This window comes from Burkholderia pseudomultivorans, from assembly GCF_902499075.1.
Lineage (GTDB): Bacteria > Pseudomonadota > Gammaproteobacteria > Burkholderiales > Burkholderiaceae > Burkholderia > Burkholderia pseudomultivorans.
This window is the reverse complement of record NZ_CABVPP010000037.1, coordinates 31,368-53,963: the sequence shown is the minus strand read 5'-3', so window position 1 is coordinate 53,963 and position 22,596 is coordinate 31,368. Positions and strand designations below refer to the sequence as shown.

The 22,596-nt window shown below is 69.1% G+C and carries 16 protein-coding genes; 8 read left to right on the top strand and 8 right to left on the bottom strand.

The features are described from left to right. The first annotated feature begins 157 nt into the window (after nt 1-157). Nucleotides 158-910 carry a class I SAM-dependent methyltransferase gene (locus tag BST28156_RS22250; protein ID WP_174903379.1) on the top strand — a complete coding sequence of 251 codons (753 nt, stop codon included), beginning with the start codon at nt 158-160 and terminating at the stop codon, nt 908-910. A 92-nt stretch (nt 911-1,002) separates the two neighbouring features. Here the strand turns inward: BST28156_RS22250 and ppc are convergent, their stop codons facing one another. Beyond that, nucleotides 1,003-3,987 carry a phosphoenolpyruvate carboxylase gene (gene ppc, locus BST28156_RS22245; RefSeq protein ID WP_174903378.1) on the bottom strand — a complete coding sequence of 995 codons (2,985 nt, stop codon included), beginning with the start codon at nt 3,985-3,987 and terminating at the stop codon, nt 1,003-1,005. 198 nt (nt 3,988-4,185) lie between these two features. On the opposite strand from ppc, the gene hemC reads away from it, so the two are divergent. Genes hemC through BST28156_RS22230 form a run of 3 tightly spaced genes read left to right on the top strand, consistent with a single transcriptional unit; the run spans nt 4,186 to nt 8,350 of the window. Further along, on the top strand, nt 4,186-5,187 hold the full coding sequence (gene hemC / locus BST28156_RS22240; protein WP_060245087.1) for a hydroxymethylbilane synthase: 1,002 nt from the start codon (nt 4,186-4,188) through the stop codon (nt 5,185-5,187). Beyond that, entirely contained in the window at nt 5,187-7,160 is a 1,974-nt protein-coding gene (gene hemDX, locus BST28156_RS22235) for a fused uroporphyrinogen-III synthase HemD/membrane protein HemX (RefSeq protein ID WP_174903377.1), read from the top strand. Before hemC ends, hemDX begins: the two co-directional genes overlap by 1 nt. A gap of 2 nt (nt 7,161-7,162) precedes the next feature. After that, a complete protein-coding gene (locus tag BST28156_RS22230; RefSeq protein ID WP_174903376.1) occupies nt 7,163-8,350 on the top strand; it encodes a heme biosynthesis protein HemY in 1,188 nt (395 codons plus the stop codon). A gap of 148 nt (nt 8,351-8,498) precedes the next feature. Here BST28156_RS22230 and BST28156_RS22225 read toward each other — a convergent pair whose 3' ends face one another. From BST28156_RS22225 to BST28156_RS22215, 3 genes are all read right to left on the bottom strand, one after another. Beyond that, nucleotides 8,499-9,803, bottom strand: a complete 1,305-nt coding sequence (locus tag BST28156_RS22225) for an MFS transporter (protein WP_060245084.1) — start codon at nt 9,801-9,803, stop codon at nt 8,499-8,501. A 113-nt stretch (nt 9,804-9,916) separates the two neighbouring features. Next, complete coding sequence (locus tag BST28156_RS22220; RefSeq protein ID WP_174903375.1) at nt 9,917-10,675, bottom strand: SDR family oxidoreductase; 759 nt, start codon at nt 10,673-10,675, stop codon at nt 9,917-9,919. A gap of 102 nt (nt 10,676-10,777) precedes the next feature. Continuing rightward, complete coding sequence (locus BST28156_RS22215) at nt 10,778-12,217, bottom strand: aldehyde dehydrogenase family protein (protein ID WP_174903374.1); 1,440 nt, start codon at nt 12,215-12,217, stop codon at nt 10,778-10,780. 326 nt (nt 12,218-12,543) lie between these two features. Between BST28156_RS22215 and ppa the strand changes: the two genes are divergently transcribed. Beyond that, on the top strand, nt 12,544-13,071 hold the full coding sequence (ppa, locus tag BST28156_RS22210) for an inorganic diphosphatase (protein ID WP_010091037.1): 528 nt from the start codon (nt 12,544-12,546) through the stop codon (nt 13,069-13,071). Between the two features lie 55 nt (nt 13,072-13,126). Here ppa and BST28156_RS22205 read toward each other — a convergent pair whose 3' ends face one another. Together BST28156_RS22205 and BST28156_RS22200 are read right to left on the bottom strand one after the other, a co-directional pair. Beyond that, nucleotides 13,127-13,948 (bottom strand): GIY-YIG nuclease family protein, encoded by an 822-nt coding sequence (locus BST28156_RS22205; protein WP_174903373.1) that lies wholly within the window; start codon nt 13,946-13,948, stop codon nt 13,127-13,129. A 59-nt stretch (nt 13,949-14,007) separates the two neighbouring features. After that, the gene (locus BST28156_RS22200; RefSeq protein WP_040127943.1) at nt 14,008-15,033 is read right to left on the bottom strand and encodes a helix-turn-helix transcriptional regulator; all 1,026 of its coding nucleotides are present in this window, start codon (nt 15,031-15,033) and stop codon (nt 14,008-14,010) included. Between the two features lie 151 nt (nt 15,034-15,184). Between BST28156_RS22200 and BST28156_RS22195 the strand changes: the two genes are divergently transcribed. Next, nucleotides 15,185-17,443, top strand: coding sequence for a glycoside hydrolase family 3 C-terminal domain-containing protein (locus BST28156_RS22195; protein ID WP_174903372.1), 2,259 nt, complete (start codon nt 15,185-15,187; stop codon nt 17,441-17,443). Between the two features lie 63 nt (nt 17,444-17,506). Here BST28156_RS22195 and BST28156_RS22190 read toward each other — a convergent pair whose 3' ends face one another. Next, nucleotides 17,507-18,679, bottom strand: a complete 1,173-nt coding sequence (locus BST28156_RS22190) for a GNAT family N-acetyltransferase (protein ID WP_174903371.1) — start codon at nt 18,677-18,679, stop codon at nt 17,507-17,509. A 104-nt stretch (nt 18,680-18,783) separates the two neighbouring features. Here BST28156_RS22190 and BST28156_RS22185 point away from each other — a divergent pair, with 104 nt between their 5' ends. Then, nucleotides 18,784-20,472 (top strand): NAD+ synthase, encoded by a 1,689-nt coding sequence (locus tag BST28156_RS22185; RefSeq protein WP_174903370.1) that lies wholly within the window; start codon nt 18,784-18,786, stop codon nt 20,470-20,472. A gap of 94 nt (nt 20,473-20,566) precedes the next feature. Next, a complete protein-coding gene (locus BST28156_RS22180; protein ID WP_006398637.1) occupies nt 20,567-20,905 on the top strand; it encodes a P-II family nitrogen regulator in 339 nt (112 codons plus the stop codon). Between the two features lie 146 nt (nt 20,906-21,051). Here the strand turns inward: BST28156_RS22180 and BST28156_RS22175 are convergent, their stop codons facing one another. Further along, on the bottom strand, nt 21,052-22,137 hold the full coding sequence (locus BST28156_RS22175) for a porin (RefSeq protein WP_060245219.1): 1,086 nt from the start codon (nt 22,135-22,137) through the stop codon (nt 21,052-21,054). Nucleotides 22,138-22,596: the final 459 nt, after the last annotated feature.

Below are 22,596 nucleotides of genomic sequence, written 5' to 3'. Positions count from 1 at the left end.
CTGGTACAAACGCAGGCCTATTGTAGCGGCTCGTGCGCTGACAGGCAGCGTGCATAAGACCGACCCTGCACGGGACCTGCGCCAGCGCGACGGCGCGCCGCCGTGCACGGGGCCGCCGGCGCCGGTGCGCTCGCGGATCAGACAGGAGAAACATGCGATGAAACACCACGATCAGGTCGCCGACGCATTCGGCACGACGGCCGCCGCCTATCTGACGAGCACCGTCCACGCGACGGGCGCCGATCTGCAGACGCTTGCCGACGCGATGCGCGCGACGCCCGATGCGGCGGTGCTCGATCTCGGCTGCGGTGCGGGCCACGCGAGTTTCGCGGTCGCGCCGCACGTGCGCGAGGTGGTCGCATACGATCTGGCCGCGCCGATGCTCGCGACCGTCGATGCGGCCGCGCGCGAGCGCGGGCTTGCGAACATCCGTACGCAGCAGGGGCCGGCCGAGCGCCTGCCGTTCGACGCGGCGAGGTTCGACCGGGTCGTGAGCCGGATGAGCGCGCACCACTGGCACGACGTTCCCGCGGCGCTCGCCGAGGTGCGGCGCGTGCTGAAGCCGGGCGGCCGCGTGCTGATGATCGACATCGCGGGCAACGACCATCCGCTGCTCGACACGTACCTGCAGGCGGCCGAAGTGTTGCGCGACGCGTCGCACGTGCGCGACTACCGCGCGGACGAATGGCTCGCGATGTTCCGCGACGCCGGTTTCGACGCGCAGGTGCACAGCCGCTGGCGCCTGCCGATCGATTTCGCGACGTGGGTCGAACGGATCCGCACGCCGGAAGACAGCGTCGCCGGCATTCGCGCGCTGTGGGCGCATGCGCCCGACGAGGTGCGCGCGTACTACGCGGTGCAGGCCGACGGCTCGTTCGAACACGATGCGCTGCTGATCGACGCGCATTGACATGAAAAAAGCCGCGACACGCGTATCGGCGTGTCGCGGCTTCTGCCGCGCCGGTCGGGCACCGGCGTACACCGGCGCGCGCCGCATGCGGATCAGCCCGTGTTGCGCAGGCCGGCCGCGATCCCGTTGATCGTCAGGTGAATCCCGCGGCGCAGCCGCGCGTTGGTGTCGCCCGCGCGGTGTCGCTTGATCAGTTCGACCTGCAGATGGTTCAGCGGATCGAGATACGGGAAGCGGTTCTTGATCGAACGCGCGAGCAGCGGGTTGGTCGCGAGACGGCCTTCGTGCCCGGTGATTTCCGCGAGCGCCTGCGAGGTGCGCTCCCATTCGGCGACGATCCGCTCGAACACGTGCTTGCGCAGCTTGCGGTCGGCCACCAGCTGCGCATAGCGCGACGCGACCGCGAGATCGGTCTTCGCGAGCACCATGTCCATGTTCGACAGCAGGTTCGCGAAGAACGGCCAGGTCTTGTTCATCTTCTTCAGCAGCGCAAGCCGTTTGCCGCGCTCGGCCTCGTCGCCCGCGCCGTCGAGATACGCGCTCACCGCGCTGCCGAAGCCGTACCAGCCGGTCAACAGCAGCCGGCACTGGCCCCACGAGAAGCCCCACGGAATCGCGCGCAGGTCCTCGATGCGGCGGTTCTTCGGATCCTGCAGCTTGCGCGACGCCGGACGGCTGCCGATGTTCAGCTCGGCGATCTCGGTGATCGGCGTCGACGAGAAGAAGTAGTCGGTGAAGCCGGGCGTTTCGTAGACGAGCGCACGGTACGCGGCCATCGCGTCGTCGGACAGCGTCTGCATCGCGGCCTCGAACGCGGGCAGTTGCGCGGGCGCGTTCGACTGCGGCAGCAGCGACGCCTCGAGCGTCGCGGCGACCACCGTCTCGAGGTTGCGCCGGCCGATCTCGGGGTTCGCGAACTTGCTCGCGATCACCTCGCCCTGTTCGGTCAGGCGGATCTGGCCGTTCACGGTGCCCGGCGGCTGCGACAGGATCGCCTGGTAGGTCGGGCCGCCGCCGCGGCCGACCGTGCCGCCGCGACCGTGGAACAGCCGCAGCGTGATCTTGCGTGCGCGGAACAGTTCGACGAGCGCGAGCTCCGCGCGGTACAGTTCCCAGTTCGACGTCAGGAAGCCGCCGTCCTTGTTGCTGTCCGAGTAGCCGAGCATCACTTCCTGCTCGCCGCCCTGGTGCGCGATCAGTGCCTCGATGCCCGGCAGCGCGAAGTACTCGCGCATGATGCGCGACGCGTCGCGCAGGTCGGGGATCGTCTCGAACAGCGGGATCACCATCAGGCCGCTGCGCGCATGGCCGTCGGGCGTGCCGAGCGTGCCTTCGAGCAGCCCGGTTTCCTTCTGCAGCAGCAGCACCTCGACGAGGTCGCTGACCGTTTCCGTATGCGAGATGATGTAGTTGCGCACCGCGCGTGCGCCGAACTGCGCGCGCACGTCGCGCGCCTTCTCGAACACGCCGAGCTCGCTCTGCGCGAGCGCCGAGTATTCGATATACGGCGAGCGCAGCGGGCGCGGATCGGCGAGCGCCGCCAGCAGCACGCGCAGCTTGTCTTCCTCGGCGAGCCCTGCGTAGTCGGCCTCGACGCCCGCGCGCGCGAACAGCTCGGCGACCACCGCCTCGTGGATGTCGGAGCTCTGGCGCAGGTCGATGCTCGCGAGATGGAAGCCGAACACCTCGGCCGCGCGCATCAGCGGCGCGAGGCGCGGCGCGGCGAGCGATGCGCCGTGGTGCTCGGCGAGCGACGCGGTCAACACCTTCAGGTCGGCGACGAACTCGTCGGAATCCGCGTACGGCGTCGCGCGCACCGGCGGCGCGCCGCGCCCCGCGCTGCGCACCGGCACCGTGCCTTCGCCGAGACGCACGCGCGCGCTCGCGGCGAGCCGCGTGTAGATGCCGATCAGCGCACGGCGGTACGGCTCGTCGACGCGGTGCGGCGACTGGTCGGGCGACGCCGCCGCCAGCGCCTTCACCGCGTCGTTCGCGCCGACCAGCAGGTTCGACACCGACAGCTCGGCGCCGAGCTTGTGCACTTGCTCCAGGTAGTGCTCGAGGATCACGGCCGACTGGCGGTTGATCGCCTCGTCGAGTGTCGCGGCCGTCACGTTCGGGTTGCCGTCGCGGTCGCCGCCGATCCAGCTGCCCATCTGGAAGAACGCGGGCACGCGCGCGGGCAGGCCGTGCTCGGCGAGCGCGGCCTCGATGTCGCCGTATAGCGCGGGCAGTTCGTCGAGGAAGGTCGCGCGGTAGTACGACAGCGCGTTCTCGATCTCGTCGCCGACGGTCAGGCGCGCGTCGCGCAGCATGCGGGTCTGCCACAGCGCGGTCACGCGCGCGCGCAGCATCGCTTCGTTGTGCTGGCGCTCGCGCGCGGTCAGTTCCTGATCGCGCTCGGCGAGCAGCCGCGCGATGTCGTGCTGCGCGTCGAGGATGCTCTTGCGCTGTACCTCGGTCGGGTGCGCGGTCAGCACCGGCACGATCAGCGCGTCGTCGAAGAAGCGCTGCAGCAGGCGCTTCGATGCATTGCCGGTCGTCTTCAGCTGGTCGAGCGCATATGCGACGGTGCCCGGCTGCGGCGTGGAACCGGCCAGCGCGTGGATGCGGCGGCGGCGGTTGTGATGGCGGTCCTCGGCGATGTTCGCGAGATGCGAGAAATAGCTGAACGCGCGCACGACGCTCACCGTCTGCTCGGGCGTCAGCTTGCGCAGCTTCTTCTCGAGCGTCTGCGCGGCCTCGTGGTCGTCCTCGCGGCGGAACTTGACGGCAGTCTGGCGGATCGTTTCGACGACGTCGAACACGGTGTCGCCTTCCTGTTCGCGCACCACGTCGCCGAGCAGGCGGCCGAGGAAGCGGATGTCCTCGAACAGCGGGCGGTCCTTGTCCTCGCGCGTGCGCGCGGCGGGCTTCGCCGCGCCGGTCGCGCGTTTGGTCTGAGGTATCGTGGCTTTCGGTTTCGTTGCCGGTTTCGCACGACCGTTCGCGGCGGTGGTGACGGTGCTCGTCGGAGCGTCGGAGGAGGGCAGGGCAGCATTGCGGCGTGTCGTACGCGCCGATCCGGAAGACTTCACGATGGGTTTCCTTGGGAAAGCTCGAGTCAAAAGGAACTGCGGGAACTGCGGTCAAGCAACCAGCTGGGTGCGGCACATCTGCGCATCGGCGTCGCGCGCCGCGCGCGGGCGGGGCGGCGCGGGCTCCAGGCCCGGGCGGGCTGGGGCGTGCGTGCTACCATTGTTCGATCTTCAATCCCGTCCTTCGATGTTCCTGTAATGAATTCCGAGATCCTTTCGGCCGGGCCGAAACAGGCACAGCCGCCGGCGACGCTGACGATTGCTTCGCGAGAGAGCCGCCTGGCGATGTGGCAAGCCGAACATGTGCGTGATGCGCTGCGCAAATTATATCCAGCTTGCGACGTAAAAATCCTCGGGATGACGACCCGCGGCGACCAGATTCTCGATCGCACGCTGTCGAAGGTCGGCGGCAAGGGTCTGTTCGTGAAGGAACTCGAGAACGCGCTCGCCGACGGTCGCGCCGATCTCGCCGTGCATTCGCTGAAGGACGTGCCGATGGCGCTGCCCGACGGCTTCTCGCTCGCCGCGATCATGAGCCGCGAGGATCCGCGCGACGCGTTCGTGTCGAACGACTACGCGTCGCTCGATGCGCTGCCGGCCGGCGCGGTCGTCGGCACGTCGAGCCTGCGCCGCGAGGCGATGCTGCGCGCGCGCTATCCGCACCTGCAGGTGCTGCCGCTGCGCGGCAACCTCGACACGCGCCTGTCGAAGCTCGATCGCGGCGACTACGCGGGCATCATTCTCGCCGCCGCCGGCCTGAAGCGCCTCGGTCTCGAAGCGCGGATCCGCGCGCTGCTCGACGTCGAGGACAGCCCGCCCGCGGCCGGCCAGGGCGCGCTCGGCATCGAGATCGCCGCGCACCGCGACGACGTCGCTGCGTGGCTCGCGCCGCTGCACGACGCGCAGACCGCCCTCGCGGTCGAGGCCGAGCGGATGGTGTCGCGCGCGCTCGGCGGCAGCTGCGAGGTGCCGCTCGCCGCGCATGCGGTGTGGCGGGCGGGCGAGCTGTATCTGCAGGGCCGCGTGTCGACGACCGACGGCAAGCGCGTGCTGACGGCCGAGGAATGCGCGGCCGTGATGACCGTCGCCGATGCGCTCGCGCTCGGCCGCGCGGTGTCCGACGAACTCGAGGCGCAGGGCGCGCTCGAGATCGTCCACGCGCTGCTCGCCGCCTCGCAGGCCGGCAAGGGCGACGCCTGATGGCGGGCGGCGCGCGCGCGTTCACCGCCGTCCTGACGCGCCCGGACGGACAGTCGGCCGGGCTCGCGTCGCAACTGGCCGAAGCCGGTTGCGAGGTGCTCGAATTCCCGCTGATCGACATTGCGCCGCTCGACGATCCGGCGCCGCTCGCCGCCGCGTTCGCGGCGCTGGCCGACTACGCGCTGGTGATCTTCGTGTCGCCGAACGCGATCGACCGCGCGCTCGCGCAGTACGGCGCGATCTGGCCGAACGCGCTGCCGGTCGGCGTGGTCGGGCCCGGCAGCGTCGCGGCGCTCGAGCGTCACGGGATCGCGGCGCCCGCGTATCGCGTGATCGCGCCGCAGGCGCCCGCCGACGGCAGCGCACCGCATTACGATTCCGAAAGCCTGTACGCGAGCATCGAAGCCGCGTTCGGCGGCGCGCACGCGCTGTCCGGCAAGCGCGTGCTGATCGTGCGCGGCGACGGCGGCCGCGAATGGCTCGCCGACCGCCTGCGCGACGCGGGCGCCGACGTGACGCTGGTCGCCGCCTATCGCCGCGTCGTGCCCGAACCGCGCATCGGCGCATGGGAGCGCGTGCATGCGCTGCTCGGCGGCGAGCCGCATGCGTGGCTCGTGACGAGCTCGGAGGGCGTGCGCAACCTGCACGAACTGGCGCGCGCGCATCTGAACGACGCCGAGATCGACGCGCTGAAGCACGCGCCGCTCGTGACGCCGCATCCGCGGATCGAGCAGACCGCGCGCGCACTCGGTTTTGATAGGATTACGCTGACCGGCGCGGGCGATGAGCGCATCGTCCGCGCGTTTCGAACGATGGCCGACGAGGCCGTCCAACCGGCGATAGCCGCACCGGTGAATAAACGCATGACAGATACCAACGATTCCAAAAGTGTCGCTTCCCAGCCGGCCGCTGCATCCGCACCGCCGTCCCGGCCCGCGTACATGGCGTCCGAGCCGCCCGCGCGCCGCGGCGGCAGTGCGCTGCTGTGGCTGGTCGTCGTCGTGCTCGGCTGCGCGGCGGGCGTCGGCGGCTACGCGCTGAACCGCAAGGTCGACCGGCTCGACGACGCGCTGGTCGCGCGCCAGAAGGCGCTCGACGCGCAGACGGCCGAGACCCGCACCAAGACCGAGCAGGCGCTCGCGAGCGCGCATCAGGTCGACACGCAGCTCGCGCAGCTCGACGGCAAGCTGGCCGACGCACAGAACGCGCAGCAGGCGCTGCAGCAGCAATACCAGGATCTGTCGCGCAACCGCGATGCGTGGATGCTCGAGGAAGTCGACCAGATGCTGTCGAGCGCGAGCCAGCAACTGCAGCTGACCGGCAATACGCAGCTCGCGCTGATCGCGCTGCAGAACGCCGACGCGCGCCTCGCGACGTCGCAGAGCGCGCAGGCCGTCACGGTGCGCAAGGCGCTCGCGCAGGACATCGAGAAGCTGAAGGCCGCGCCGTCGGCGGACCTCACGGGCCTCGCGATCAAGCTCGACGACGCGATCGGCAAGATCGACGCGCTGCCGCTCGCCGGCGAGGCGATTGTCCCGCACGCGGCGCCGAAGGCGGTCGAGCCGTCCGCGGCATCGGCCGCGACCGCTGCCGGCGAGCCGCGCTGGAAGGTGTGGTGGCATGACTTCTCGGCCGGCCTCGGCCAGCAGCTGAAGGGGCTCGTGCAGGTGCGCCGGATCGACAACGCCGACGCGATGCTCGCGTCGCCGGACCAGGGCTATTTCGTGCGCGAGAACGTGAAGCTGCGCCTGCTGACCGCGCGGCTGTCGCTGCTCGCGCGCAACGAGCCCGCGATGAAGGCCGACCTGCACGCCGCGCAGGCGTCGCTCGGCAAGTATTTCGATCAGGCGTCGAAGGACACGCAGACCGTCGAGGATCTGCTGAAGCAGGTCGACGGCGCATCGCTGACGGTCGCGGTGCCGAACCTGAACACGAGCCTGAACGCCGTTCAGCAGTTCAAGAGCCGGGGGTAACGATGACGCTTCGAGGAATCGTCTGGCTCGCGATCCTGTTCGCGATCGCCGTCGCGCTGGCCACGGTCGGCCGTTTCGATGCGGGGCAGGTGCTGCTCGTCTACCCGCCGTATCGCGTCGACGTGTCGCTGAACCTGTTCGTGATCGCCGTCGTCGTGCTGTTCATCGTCGTGTATGCGCTGCTGCGCATCGTGCGCAACATCTGGCGCATGCCGCAGCGTGTCGCCGCGTATCGCGCGCGCGCGCGCAACGAGAAGGCGCAGGCGTCGCTGCGCGATGCGATCGCCAACCTGTACGCGGGCCGCTTCTCGCGCGCCGAGAAGGCTGCGCGCGAAGCGCTGGCGGTCGATGCGAACCAGGGCGCGGCGAGTCTCGTCGGCGCCACCGCCGCGCACCGGATGCACGAGTACACGCGCCGCGACGACTGGCTGTCGAAGGTCGACGCGCCCGAATGGCAGGATGCGCGGCTGCTCGCCGCGGCCGACATGCGCGCCGATGCACGCGACGCCGACGGCGCGCTCGCCGCGCTGGCCGACCTGCAGGCGGGCGGCAAGCGCATCCATGCGCAGCAGGTCGCGCTGCGCGCGCAGCAGCAGTTGAAGAACTGGGCCGAGGTGCTGAAGCTGGCGAAGGCGCTGGAAAAGCGCGAGGCGCTGCATCCGGCCGCGGCCGTGCGGCTGCGGCAGCAGGCCGCCGAAAACCTGCTGCGCGAACGCCGGAACGATCCGGACGCGCTGCTCGAGGTGTGGCAGTCGCTGTCGCCGGCCGAGCGCCAGTCGCCGCGTCTTGCCGATCTCGCGGCCGACCTGCTGGTGCCGCTCGAGCGCCGCACCGAAGCGCGCCGCATCGTCGAGGACGCGCTCGCGCACAACTGGGACGCGCGCCTGCTGCGCCGCTATCCGGATACGGCCGGCGCCGACGCGCTGCCGCTGATCCAGAAGGCCGAAGGCTGGAAGAAGGATCACCCGGAGGACGCCGACCTGCTGTTCGCGCTCGGCCGCCTGTGCCAGCAGCAGCAGCTGTGGGGCAAGGCGCAGTCGTTCCTCGAGGCGGCGCTGAAGCTCGCCGACAATGAGGCGCTGAAGGTGCGCACGCATCGCGCGCTCGCGCGGCTGTTCGAGCATCTCGGCGAAACCGACAAGGCGGCGAAGCACTATCGCGAAAGCGCGCTGGCGATCACGGTGGTCTGACGCGAAGCCGCGGCAAGCGGCTCGTCACGGTTCGAAAGCCCCGAAGGCCGAATGGCGTTCGGGGCTTTTTCGTTTCCGGCGCAGCATGAGCGTGCCGCGCTGTCCGGCGATGCCGGCGATCGGCCGGCCCGCCGTCACGCGCCGCGCATCACTTGTCGACCAGCCGCTTCGGCACCGACAGCGCGAGCAGCCCGCCGAGCACGAGGAATCCCGCGAGCATGTACATGCCCGAATCGTTGGCCCCCGTTGCCTGCTTGAGCCAGCCCATCAGGTACGGGCTCAGGAAGCCGGCGAGGTTGCCGATCGAATTGATCATCGCGATGCCGGCGGCGGCGGCCGTGCCGCCGAGGAACGCGGTCGGCAGGCTCCAGAACAGCGGCAGCGTCGTCAGGATGCCGATCGTCGCGAGCGTGAGGCCGAGCATCGCGAGCGCGGTCTGGTGCGCCCAGATCACCGACAGCACGAGCCCCAGCGCACCGATCGCGGCCGGGATCGCGACGTGCCAGCGGCGTTCGCGGTGCCGGTCCGCGCTGCGTGCGATCAGGATCATCGCGACCACCGCTGCCGCATAGGGAATCGCCGACAGCAGGCCGATCACGAACGTGTCGGTCACGCCGGTGGCCTTGATGATCGTCGGCAGCCAGAAGCCGACGCCGTACAGCCCCATCACGAACGAGAAATAGATCAGCGCCATCAGCCACACGCGCGGGCTCGACATCACCGCGCCGAGCGGCAGGTCCTCCTTGGTGGCTTCCTCGGCGTCGACGTTGCGGGCGAGCAGCGCCTTCTCGTCGTCGGTCAGCCATCTGGCCTTCGCGATCCGCTCGTCGAGCGTGAAGAACACCAGCACGCCGGCCAGCACCGACGGAATGCCTTCGAGCAGGAACAGCCATTGCCAGCCGTGCCAGCCGCTGACGCCGTCGAACGCCTTCAGGATGAAGCCCGAGATCGGCCCGCCGATCACGCCGGACAGTGCGACGGCCGTCATGAAGAAGGTCGTCATGCGGCCGCGCCGGTGCGCGGGATACCAGTAGGTGAGGTAGAGGATCACGCCGGGGAAGAAGCCCGCTTCGGCGACGCCGAGCAGGAAGCGCATCACGTAGAACATCGCGGGCGTCGTGACGAACATCGTCAGGATCGAGATCACGCCCCAGGTCGCCATGATGCGCGCGATCCACACGCGCGCGCCGACCTTGTGCAGGATGATGTTGCTCGGCACCTCGAACAGGAAGTAGCCGAAGAAGAAGATGCCGGCGCCGAGCCCGTACACGGTGTCGCTGAGGTTCAGGTCGCTTGCCATCTGCAGCTTCGCGAAGCCGACGTTCACGCGGTCGAGATACGCGACCACGTAGCACAGCAGCAGCAGGGGCGTGAGCCGCCACGACACCTTGCGGTAGGTTGCTTCCTCGAATGCGCCGGACGAGCCCGGCAGCGACTGCGTCGATGTTGCCATGTTGTCTCCTGTCCTTGTTGTCGGCCGGACCGGCGCGTCGGCGCCGAGCCCGGTTGCGTGCGAAGCCAGCGTTACAGGTGCGGCAGGGCCGGCCGTGGCGGCCGGGTACGATTCTAGATGCAGCGTCCGCCGTCGACTTCGAGGCACACGCCGGTGATGAACTCGGCTTCGTCGGACGCGAGGTAAAGCGCCGCGTTCGCGATGTCCTGCGGCGTCGAGAAGCGGCCGAGCGGGATCGTTGCCAGGAAGCGTCGACGGTTCTCGGGCGTATCTTCACAGCCCATGAACTCGGTCATCAGCGCGGTTTCGCCGAGTACCGGGTTGATGCAGTTCACGCGGATGCGGTCGGCGCCGAGCTCGGCCGCGAGCGACTTGCTCGCGGTGATCATCGCGCCTTTCGTGCTGTTGTACCAGACGAGGCCCGGGCGCGGCCGCACGCCGGCCGTCGACGCGACGTTGACGAACACGCCGCCGCCCTGCGAGCGGAAGTACGGGACGAAGGTCTGCACGCTCCAGAACAGGCTCTTCATGTTGACCGCGTACACGCGGTCGAACTCGGCTTCGGTCACGTCCAGCACCGGCTTGTTGCGATGCGTGGTGCCCGCGTTGTTCGCGACGATCTGCACCGAATGGAAATCGTCGAGCGCGGCCTGCAGCAGCGCGCGCCAGTCGTCGCTTTTCGACACGTCGCCGGCGACCGCGATCGCCTTGCCGCCCGCGAGCGCGATCTCGCTCGCGACGCGCTCGGCCGCCGCGCCGTTCAGGTCGTTGACGACCACGTTCGCGCCTTCGCGCGCATACGTCTTCGCGATGCCTTCGCCGAAACCCGAGCCGCCGCCCGTGACGATCGCCGTCTTGCCGCTCAACCGCATGGTGTGTCTCCTTCGTTCGAGTGTTGTCGTCGTGTTGCGTGGTGCCGCTGCCGGTCTGTCGGCGATCCGTGCGTCGGCGACGGGACCGGGCCGGCGCCGCGTTCAGCCGTGCCGGATCGCGATCGTCTTCAGCGCGGTAAAGCCGTACAGCGCCTCGAAGCCCTTCTCGCGGCCGTGCCCCGAGTGGCCGACGCCGCCGAACGGCAGCTCGACACCGCCGCCCGCACCGTAGTTGTTGATGAACACCTGGCCCGCGCGCAGGCGTCGCGCGATGCGCAGCTGGCGCGCGCCGTCGCGCGTCCAGATGCCGGCGACGAGCCCGTACGGCGTGCCGTTCGCGAGCGCGACGGCTTCCTCCTCGTCGACGAAGCGCATCGCGGCGAGCACCGGCCCGAACACTTCCTCCTGCGCGAGCCGGTGCGACGGCGGCACGTCGCGCAGCAGCGCGGGCGCCTGATAGAAGCCGCTTTCGGGCGCGTCGGGCACGACCTGCCCGTGCGCGGCCATCGGAATGCCGTCGTGCTGCGCATCGGAAAGGAAGTCCCAGACGCGCTGCTGCTGCTTCGCATTGATCAGCGGGCCGCAGTCGAGATCCGCGCGGCTCGGCCCGACGCGCAGCCCGTTGAATGCGGTCGCGAGCCGTTCGACGAGCGGTTCGTATACCGCGCGCTCGATCAGCACGCGGCTGCCGGCCGAGCAGGTCTGGCCGCCGTTCTGCACGATCGCGGAAACCAGCACGGGCAGCGCCGCGTCGAGATCGGCATCGGCGAACACGATCTGCGGCGACTTGCCGCCCAGCTCGAGCGTGACGGGCACGTGGTTTTCGGCGGCCATCTGCGCGACCAGCTTGCCGGTCGCGGGCGAGCCCGTAAACGAGATGTGGTCGATGCCGGGATGGCGGGCGAGCGCGGCGCCGGCCTCGTGGCCGTAGCCGGTGACGATATTCAAAGCGCCGGCCGGCAAGCCGGCCTCGGCGGCCAGTTCGGCGACGCGCAGCACCGACAGGCATGCGTCCTCGGCCGGCTTGACCACGCACGCGTTGCCGGCCGCGAGCGCCGCGCCGATGCTGCGCCCGAAGATCTGCATCGGGTAGTTCCACGGCACGATATGGCCGGTGACGCCATGCGGCTCGCGCACGGTCAGCACCGTGTAGCCGGCGTGATAGGGGAGGGTCTCGCCGTGCAGCTTGTCGGCGGCGCCCGCGTAGAACTCGAAGTAGCGCGCGAGCGCGGCCGCGTCGGCGCGCGCCTGCTTCAGCGGCTTGCCGGTATCGCGCGCCTCGATCGTCGCGAGTTCCTCGATGCAATCGGCGACGCGCGTCGACAGCCGCATCAGCACGCGACCGCGCTCGGCGGCGCTCGCGGCGCCCCACGCGCCGGCGAAGGCGTCCCGCGCCGCGGCGACCGCGCGTTCGACGTCGGGCGCCGTGCCGCGCGCGATCGTCGCGAATGGCTGGCCGTCGGACGGATCGACGACCGCGATCGTCTCCAGTTGCGCGGGCAACGTCCATTCGCCCGCGATGAAGTGCTTTGCCTCTTCCATGCCTGCTCCTGTCGGTAGGCGTCGTCGCGGCTGGCGTCGGGGGCGCGCGCCAGCGCCGGTTGCCCGCGCTGCGTCCCGTCGGCGCACCGGCCGATCCCGCCCGTTGCGATGAATCGTGTCCGACGTGCGGGCGCGCCGCGCATCGTGCCGTGCCGTGTTGCCGGTCGTCCGACGCCGGACGTCCGGAACGATTATCGCGCCGATCGTCATCCGGACGCCACCGGTCGATTGGCTATAATGGCGCAGTCCCGGCGGGGACGCCCGTGGCGGAGCATCGGCCGCGGCATACCCTGTCCCGAATTCCCATCGACCAACAGAGAGCGCTCATGAGCTTCAATCATGTTCCGGCCGGCAAGGACCTGCCGCAAGATTTCAACGTGATCATCGAGATCCCCGCGCAAAGCGACCCGGTGAAGTACGAGGCGGACAAGGAGCTGGGCCTCCTCGTCGTCGACCGCTTCATCGGCACGGGCATGCGCTACCCGGTGAACTACGGCTACATTCCGCAGACGCTGTCGGGCGACGGCGATCCGGTCGACGTGCTGGTGATCACGCCGTTCCCGCTGCTGGCCGGCTCGATCGTGCGTTCGCGCGCGCTCGGCATGCTGCAGATGACCGACGAGTCGGGCGTCGACGCGAAGCTCGTCGCGGTGCCGCACGACAAGGTCTGCCCGATGACGGCGAACCTGAAGTCGATCGACGACGTGCCCGAGTACCTGAAGGACCAGATCAAGCACTTCTTCGAGCAGTACAAGGCGCTCGAGAAGGGCAAGTGGGTGAAGGTCGAGGGCTGGGCCGGCATCGACGCCGCGCACAAGGAAATCACCGACGGCGCCGCGAACTACAAGAAGTAAGCGGCGCACCGGCTTGACGGCCGGTTCGCGTGAAGCGCAAACCGCGCGTGTCTCGTTACGAGGCCGCGCGGTTTTGTTTTGTGCGCGGGGTTTTTGTGGCGGTGGAAGGTGCGCGTGGGGCGGCGTCCTTCGGGCGTTTTGCGCGGGTCGAGCCGCGGCGGGGCGGCGGGACGGCGGTGTCGGGTGCGTTCGTGTCGAGGGCGAGGGCCGGGGCTTTGCCGTTCGTCGATGGGCGGGGCGCGGATTTTTTGTGGCTGGCGGATACTCGGTCCGGTGACGCCTTCTTTGCAGATGTATCGTTGCTGGTCTTGGCGGTCTTGGCGGTCTTGGCGGTCTTGGCGGTCTTGGCGGTCTTGGCGGCCTTCGCGCCTTTTCCGACTGTTTCCGTCTTCGTAGCCTTCGCGCTCTTCGCCGGCTTTGCCGCTTTTGCCGGTTCAAGCCCGGCCGTACCCACGACCTTCGCCGTCTTCGCGCGCTTCCTTCCCTTGACGGCTTCCGGCGCTTCCACTGTTTCAGCCGCGTCCGTTGCTTCCACCTTCTTCTTCCGCCGCCCGCGCGCAGCTACCCCGGTCTCCACCGCATCGCCGCCCGCATCGGCCAGCAACCCGACCGGCAGCACCGATTCGAGCGTCCGGATGCCCGCCGCCAGCTCGCGCTTTTGCGCGGGCGTGAGCCGCTTCACCCAGTATTCGGCGCGCGACGCGATCGACCGGTCGCGCAGCGGAAACGACGCGAGCACCGCGCGCGGCTTGCGCGAGCGCGTGTAGCGCGCGCCCTTGCCGGCCGCGTGCTCGTCGAAGCGCGCGGCGACGTCGGTCGTGATGCCCGTATAGACGCTGTCGTCGGCGCATTCGATCAGATACAGAAACCAGGACATGACGGATCGTCTGAATGCGGAGCCGCCAGTGTCTCAGAAAAAAGCGCGGGCGATCGTCGTCAATCGATGCGTCCGTCGCGAAAGCGGCTTGGCGGCGCGCCGAGTTCGCGCGTGAAGAAGCGCGTGAAGGCACTGGTCGAGCGGAACCCGACACGGCTGCCGATTTCGCCGATCGGCAGCCGTGTGTTCAGCAGCAGGTCGCGCGCTTCGCCGAGCCGCGCCTGCGCGACGAGTGCATGGAAGCCGACCGCTTCGCGATGCAGCCGCCGGCGCAGCGTCCAGCGCGACATCGCGAAGCGCGAGCACACGTGCTGCATCAGCGTGTCGGCCGGCACGTCGGGATCGTCCGACGTACGCAGCCAGTCGCGCACGCACTGCTCGACGGACGAGCCGAATGTCGAGCGCGCACGCACGCGCTCGCGCGCGGCGTCGGCCGCTGGGCGCTGGATACTGGCGAGCGGCGCGTTGTAGCGTTCGAACGGCGTGTCGAATCGTGCGGAGCGCAGCACGATGCGGTTGTGCGCGGCATCGAACGACGCCGGCGCGCCGAGGGCGTCGCGCAGCGCGGAGGCCGGTGCGAATGCGCGCCCGACGAAGCGCGCATCGTCGATGCGAGCCTGCGGATCGTACAGGCGCGCGAGCGCGGCGAGGATCGACAGGTTCACGAACGCGCTGTCGGCCGGTCGCCCGTCGCCTTCGTCCACATAGTCGAACGCGATCGCGTCGCCGGTTTCGCGCGCGAAGATCCAGTCGACGTTGCCGATCAGGTCGCGGTAGCGCAGGTAACCGTGCAGCGCGTCGCGCAGCGTCGGCGCGTTGCACGTGACGCCGGCCAGTTCGGGAAACGGCGCCAGCCACGGCACACCGCCCGCCGGCGGCCGATGCCAGGACCTCGGCCACGCGCCGGTCAGCCGCATCGCGGCGACGTGCCGGTCGCCGGCGATGCGGCGCGCGTCGTCGGCGAGATCGGCCGGCCCGATGCCGAGCGTCGCGTACAGCGGCGCGACGTCGATGCCGTTTGCGCGCGCGTCGTCGAACAGCCCGCGATAGATCCGGACCGATACCGATTTCTGGTGCAACTCCATGTCTGCCTCCCTGTCGTCATGCCGTTCGGGTTTGTCCCCGCTGCGAGAGGTCAACGCATGCTCCTGCCGGTCAAACGTGGTGACCGGTCGATTTTTAGACTCGGACGCTGGAGTGTGGCGACAAGTACAACAGAACCATCCTGGAGGATCAATGAAAACTTCGCTGTTCCGGTGTTCGACGATCGCGTCCGCATGCGCGCTCGCAGTACTGCTCGCGTCGTGCGGCGGCGACGACATTCATGCGGGCCCGGCCGCGCCGGCGGACGCGGACGCCGCGGCCGACCAGCGCGCGGCCGCGCTCGTCGCGCAACTGACGACCGACGAAAAGCTGCAGCTCGTGCACGGCACGGGCCTGCCGGCGCTCGACCTGGGCGGACCGTTTCCCGCCGAGGCGCTGAACGGCGCGAGCTATATCCCCGGCGTGCCGCGACTCGGCATCCCGGCCGTCAGCAGCGCCGACTCGGCGGGCGGCGTCAACGTGAAGAATGCGCGCGTGACCGCGCTGCCCGCGCCGGTTGCGCTGGCCGCGACCTGGGATACGTCGCTCGCGGCCGCTTACGGCAAGCGCATCGCGCTCGAATTGCGCGCGCTCGGCTTCGCGGAAGGGCTCGGCGGCGGCATCAACCTCGCGCGCGAGCCGCGCAACGGCCGCACGTTCGAATACATGGGCGAGGATCCGGTGCTCGCGGGCACGCTGAGCGCCGCGCGCACGCAGGCAACGCAGGCGCAGAAGGTGATCGCGACGATCAAGCACTTTGCGTTCAACGACCAGGAAACCAACCGGATGACGATCGATTCGGTGGTCGACGAACGCACGATGCGCGAGGCCGAGTTGCTCGCGTTCGAGATCGGCGTGAAGGACGGCCAGCCCGGCAACGTGATGTGTTCGTACAACAAGCTGAACGGCGTATATGCGTGCGAAAACCCGTATCTGCTGACGACGGTGCTGAAGAACGAATGGGGTTTCAAGGGCGTCGTGCAGTCGGACTGGGGCGCGACGCACTCGACGGTCGCGGCCGTGCAGGCCGGGCTCGACGAGGAGCAGCCCGGCGCAGCCGACGACGGCAACGCGCCGCTCGGCTCGTACTTCAACACGAAGCTGCGCGCGGCGGTGCAGGCCGGCAGCGTGTCGGTCGCGCGGCTCAACGACATGGTGCAGCGCAAGCTGCGCACGCTGATCCGGATCGGCGTGATGGACGCACCGCCGAAGCCGGGCGGCACGATCGACGAAGCGGCGGGCAACGCCGACGCGCTCGCGATCGCGCGGCAATCCGCGGTGCTGCTGAAGAACGCGGCCGCGCCCGGCGATGCGCAGCCGGTGCTGCCGCTCGCCGCCGGCGCGCTGCGCTCGATCGTCGTGATCGGCGGCCATGCGGACGCGGGCGTGCTGTCGGGCGGCGGCTCCGGCGCCGTGCCGGCGATCGACGGCAATGCGGTGACGGGCTGCCAGCAGCCGTCCGGCATGCTGTTCGGCGGCTGCGCGACCTGGTACAAGTCGGCGCCGCTGGCGGCAATTCGCGCGAAGGCGCCGAACGCGGCGGTCAGCTACGTCGACGGCACCGACGCAAACGCCGCCGCGACCGCGGCCGCGCAGGCCGACGTCGCGATCGTGTTCGCGACGCAGTGGCAGACCGAGGGGCTCGATCTCGCGAGCCTGTCGCTGCCCGACGCGAACGCCGATCCGTACAACCAGCAATACGACCAGAACGCGCTGATCGCGGCGGTCGCGGCCAAGGCGAAGCGCGTGATCGTGGTGCTCGAGAACGGCAGCCCGGTGCTGATGCCGTGGCTCGCGAACGTGCACGGCGTGCTCGATGCGTGGTATCCGGGCGTGCAGGGCGGCCAGGCGATCGCCGACCTGCTGTTCGGCGACGCGAATCCGTCGGGGCGGCTGCCGCTGACGTTCCCGAAGCAGGAATCCGACCTGCCGCAGCCGACGATCGACGCGGCGAAGCAGCAGACCGTCTATGCGGAAGGCCTCGCATACGGTTACCGCTGGTTCGACGCGAAGGGAATCGAACCGCTGTTCCCGTTCGGCTACGGGCTGTCGTACACGAGCTACGCGTATTCGGCGATGCACGCGCAGGCCGACGCGGCAGGCAACGTGACGGTGGACGTGACGGTGACGAATACGGGCGCGCGGGCCGGCACCGAGACCGTGCAGGTGTATGCGGCGCTGCCCGCGTCGCTCGGTGAACCGCCGCAGCGGCTCGTCGGCTGGACGAAGGTCGCGCTGCAGCCGAACGAGGCGCGCACGGTCAGCATCGCGATTCCGTCGCAGCGCTTCGCGGTCTGGAACGCGGACGCGCACGCATGGCGCGTCGGCGCGGGCAGCTATACGCTGTCGGCGGCGGCCTCGTCGCGCGATCCGCACGCGTTGTCGCAGACGGTGACGCTCGCGGCGCGTTAGGCCGGCGGCCCGGCGGAAGGCTCGCGGCGCGGCTGCACGGCTGCGCCGCGCTCGCGCGCCGCATCATCCCCGCCGGAACGGATCGTGCTCGCGCAGCTCGTCGACATACGCGTGGATATGCTCGGTCTCGCGTTCGAGAAAGCGCGCGACCGCATCCGAGAACGCGGGATGCGCGAGCCAGTGCGCGGAGTGCGTGACGGTCGGCAGGAAGCCGCGCGCGAGCTTGTGCTCGCCCTGCGCGCCGCCTTCGAAGGTGTCGAGCCCGGCCTCGATGCAGAATTCGAGCAGCTGGTAGTAGGCCGTTTCGAAATGCAGGCAGGGCACGTGCTCGAGCGCCCCCCAGTAGCGGCCGTACAGTGTGCCGCCGCCATGCTCGCCGCGCCGGTAGACCGCGAGCGCGCTCGCGATCGGCCGGCCGTCGGCTTCCGCGATCACGAGCAGCAGGTTCTCGGGCATCGTCGCGCCGATCGTACGGAAGAAGTCGAGATTCAGGTACGGGCTCGAAAAGTGCTCTCGATAGGTCTGCCGGTAGCAGCGCGAGAAGAAGCGCCAGTCCGCATCGCCGATCTGGTCGCCGGTGAGCCGCCGGAACCGGACGCCCGCATCGTGCACCTTGCGCCGCTCCGCGCGGATGTTCTTGCGCTTCTTCTGTTCGAGCGTGCCGAGAAAGTCGTCGAAGTGCCGGTAGCCGTCGTTGATCCAGTGGAACTGCACGCCTTCGCGCAGCATCATCCCCATCGATTCGAGCAGCCGCGCCTCGTCGCCGGTCGGGAACAGCACGTGCAGCGACGACACGTCGCTTTGCTCGGCGAACGCGAGCAGCGTGGCCGCGAGCCGGCGGCGCGCGTCGTCGTCGGCGGCAAGCAGGCGCGTGCCCTGCACGGGCGTGAACGGCACCGCGCACAGCAGCTTCGGGTAGTAGGGCAGGTCGTTGCGCTGGTACGCGTCCGCCCATGCCCAGTCGAACACGTATTCGCCATACGAATGCTGTTTCGCGTAGACGGGCGCAGCGGCCGCGAGGCGGCCCGTGCGCGCGTCGGTCAGCGTGACGAAGTGCGGCGACCAGCCGGTCTCGTCGACCGCGCAGCGCGCGACGTGCAGTGCGTCGAGGAATTCGTGGCGCAGGAACGGCGTCGGCTGCGCGTCGCGGGCGAGCAGCGCGTTCCATTCGTCGGCCGCGACCTCGGCGGGGGACGACAGGATGCCCGTGCGATAATCGATGCGTTCGTGTTTCAAGCGTGAATCCGTACCGTTGGATGTCGCCGGATGCGTGCCGCCTCGGCATGCGTGCGCGACGATTTCGTCAGCCGTTCAGGGCGCGCCGCCGCGCCGATCCCGTCATGAAGACCCGACTCGCTCTCGCCCAGATCAACGTCACCGTCGGCGACTTCGCCGGCAACGTCGCGCGGATCGTCGCGGCCGCGCGTGCCGCGCACAACGATGGTGCGCAGCTGATGATCGCGCCCGAACTCGCGCTGTCCGGCTATCCGCCGGAAGACCTGCTGCTGCGGCCCGCGTTCTACGCGGCGGCGGCCGACGCGCTCGTCGCGCTCGCCGACGCGCTGAAGGCGTTCGACGGGCTCGCGGTGCTGGTCGGCCATCCGCTGCGCGGCGCACCAGGCGTCGATGGTAATGCAAACGGCCCGATCGAGCGCGGCATGCCGCCGACGGACACCTACAACGCGGTCTCGCTGATCGTCGGCGGCGCGATCGTCGGCACCTACCGCAAGCAGGACCTGCCGAATGCCGACGTGTTCGACGAGAAGCGCTACTTCGCGACCGACGCCGAGCCGCTCGTGTTCGAGCTCGGCGGCGTGCGCTACGGCGTGATCATCTGCGAGGACGCGTGGCACGCGTCGGCCGCGCAGATCGCGAAGGCGGCCGGCGCGCAGGTGCTGCTGATCCCGAACGGCTCGCCGTACCACATGAACAAGGAAGCGGTGCGCATCGACATCCTGCGCGCGCGGATCCGCGAGACGGGGCTGCCGATGGTGTACGTGAACCTCGTCGGCGGTCAGGACGAGCTCGTGTTCGACGGCGGCTCGTTCGTGCTCGACGCGCAGGGCGCGCTCGTCGCGAAGATGCCGCAGTTCGACGAAGGGCACGCGATCGTCGAATTCGACGGCGCGCGGCCGCTGCCCGGCGCGATCGCGCCCGAGCTGCCGCTCGAGGCGCAGGTCTATCGCGCGCTGGTGCTGGGGGTGCGCGACTACATCGGCAAGAACGGTTTTCCCGGTGCGCTGATCGGCTTGTCGGGCGGCGTCGACTCGGCGCTGGTGCTGGCGGTCGCGTGCGACGCGCTCGGGCCCGAGCGCGTGCGCGCGGTGATGATGCCGTCGCGCTACACGGCCGACATCTCGACTACCGACGCGGCCGACATGGCGCGGCGCGTCGGCGTGCGGTACGACGAGATCGCGATCGCGCCGATGTTCGACGCGTTCCGCGCGTCGCTGGCCGATGAATTCGCGGGCCGCGCCGAAGACGCGACCGAGGAGAACATCCAGGCGCGCATTCGCGGCACGCTGCTGATGGCGCTGTCGAACAAGTTCGGCTCGATCGTGCTGACGACCGGCAACAAGAGCGAGATGGCGGTCGGCTACTGCACGCTGTACGGCGACATGGCGGGCGGCTTCGCGGTGATCAAGGACATCGCGAAAACGCTGGTCTACCGGCTCTGCCGCTACCGCAACGCGACGACCGACTATGCGCTGCGCGACGTGATTCCCGAGCGGATCCTGACGCGCGCGCCGTCGGCCGAGCTGCGCGAGAACCAGACCGACCAGGACAGCCTGCCGCCGTACGACGTGCTCGACGCGATCATGCGGATGTTCATGGAAGAGGATCGGCCGCTCGCCGAGATCGTCGCGGCCGGCTACGCGCCGGCGGACGTCGCGCGCGTGACGCGGCTCATCAAGATCAACGAGTACAAGCGGCGCCAGGCGCCGATCGGGATTCGCGTCACGCATCGCGCATTCGGGCGCGACTGGCGCTATCCGATCACGTCACGTTTTACCGAGCGTCTCGACTGAGCCGGGCGCGGGCATACCGGCGCGGGCGTACCGGCGCGGGCTTACAATCGGGATCACGATTTTTCATCCAAACGAGCATTGAGGGACAACCATCATGAAACGCATCACCGCCATCATCAAGCCGTTCAAGCTGGACGAAGTCCGCGAAGCGCTCGCCGAAGTGGGCCTGACGGGGCTGACCGTGACGGAAGTGAAGGGCTTCGGTCGCCAGAAGGGGCATACCGAGCTGTATCGCGGCGCCGAGTACGTCGTCGATTTCCTGCCGAAGATGAAGATCGAGGTCGTGGTCGCCGAAGCGCAGGTCGACCAGGTGATCGACGCGGTGATCGGCGCCGCGCGCACCGGCAAGATCGGCGACGGCAAGATCTTCGTGTCGGACGTCGAGCGCGTGATCCGCATCCGCACCGGCGAGGAGAACGAAGCGGCGGTCTGACGCCGGCCGCGACGTTCGCCGCGGGCCGCGCGATACCGGCCCGCCAATAAAAAACGGTGCGGATACCCGGTTGGGTACCGCACCGATACGCGCCTCTCGCAGCAGCGTGGAAAGCGTTGTCGAATCGTTCTTTTGACGGCGCCTGATCAGAACAGGTGCTGGATGCCGGCGTAGACGCCGGTCTGGCTGCCGCCCGGGTTCGGGTTGCCCGTCGACACGGCCGTGCCGGCCGGGTTCGCGTTCAGGCCGAAGTTGGCCGTCGAGCTGTTGCGCACCGTCGCGACCTGGATGTCGAACAGCGTGCGCTTCGAGATGTTGTACGAGCCGCCGACGGTGTAGATGTTCGCGTTGCCGCCGCCGTGGTTCGCGTTCACGTGATACACGGCCGCGATCAGCGCCGCCGCCGGCGTTGCCTGCCACGTCACGCCGCCCCAGACCTGCTGGGTGCCGGTGATGCCGTTGTTGACCGCCGGGCCGCCGCTGCCGTCCGCGCGCGAGGCCTGATAGGCGGCCTGCAGCTTGAACTGGCCGAGGAACACGTTCAGGCCGGCGAAGTATTCGCGCGAGTAGTTGAACACGTCCGAGAAGCGGCCGTTGCTGTCGCGCGTTTCGTCATAGATGCCGCGCAACTGGAACAGCGAGTTCGTGTACGTGATCTGCGCGCCGGCCGCACGGCCCGGCTGGCCGGCCGTCGTGTTGCCGTTGAAATTGGTCGAGTTCGAGAACGCGAACTGGCCGTAGAAGTCGAGGCCATAGACCTGCGGCGACTGGTACGACACGTTGTTGCTGGTCTTGTTCCAGTTGCGGCCGCGCACGAGCGACGCGGTCGACCAGTTCGACTGGCCGAACGGGTCGAAGTCCCACACGCCGTTCGCGATCGCGAGTTCGCGACCGAGCAACAGCGTACCGTAACGATCGTTCGACACGCCGACGGTCGCATAACGATCCCAGATCGTGCCGCTCGAACCGAGGCCGCCGTTCATCGTGTTGAACGCGCCTTCCAGGTGGAACAGCACCTTGTTGCCGCCGCCGATGTCCTCGGTGCCCTTCAAGCCCCACAGGCTGGTGCCCCAGTCGCCGCTTTCCGCACGGAATTGATGGCCGTTCTGCAGGCCGTTCATGTACTCGAGGCCGGCATCCAGGCGGCCATACAGCGTGACGCTGCTCTGCGCGTGCGCCGTTACCACCCCAGCAGCCATCAGCGCGGCCGCGACCAAAGCTTTCTTCATCATCTCCTCCATACCCTGTCAAAAAGTCAACCCAGACTACGTAAGATGCCCGGGGCGACGAGCGCCGGGCAAAAGCGGGATAACCAGGGAGACCTCGTGCAGGGCCGGTTCGGCGCGGCACGCGGGCAAGCGGACGGGAAGACCGTTGAGCGGTCCCGCGCGGCCGGGTCGGCTTGCGGGGTCTCCTTGTTGTGTCGTGAAGCTAAACTACATTTCACGCACTTCGTTTTGCTACTTTGGTTACTAATTTAGCAAAAATACAATTTTGTGGCGACGGAAATCGTTGTTTGACTAACACCTGTCGCCAAATTGCCATGCAACACGGCCCGCAACAGCGGCCGGACGACCTGCCGATTCGCGGAAAACCCTTGTCCGACAAGGGAGGCACGAATCCGGCAAAGTTGGGTCAAGGATTGCCACTATTGACGGCAACGAGACGTGCGCGTAATGCGCGGACGACGC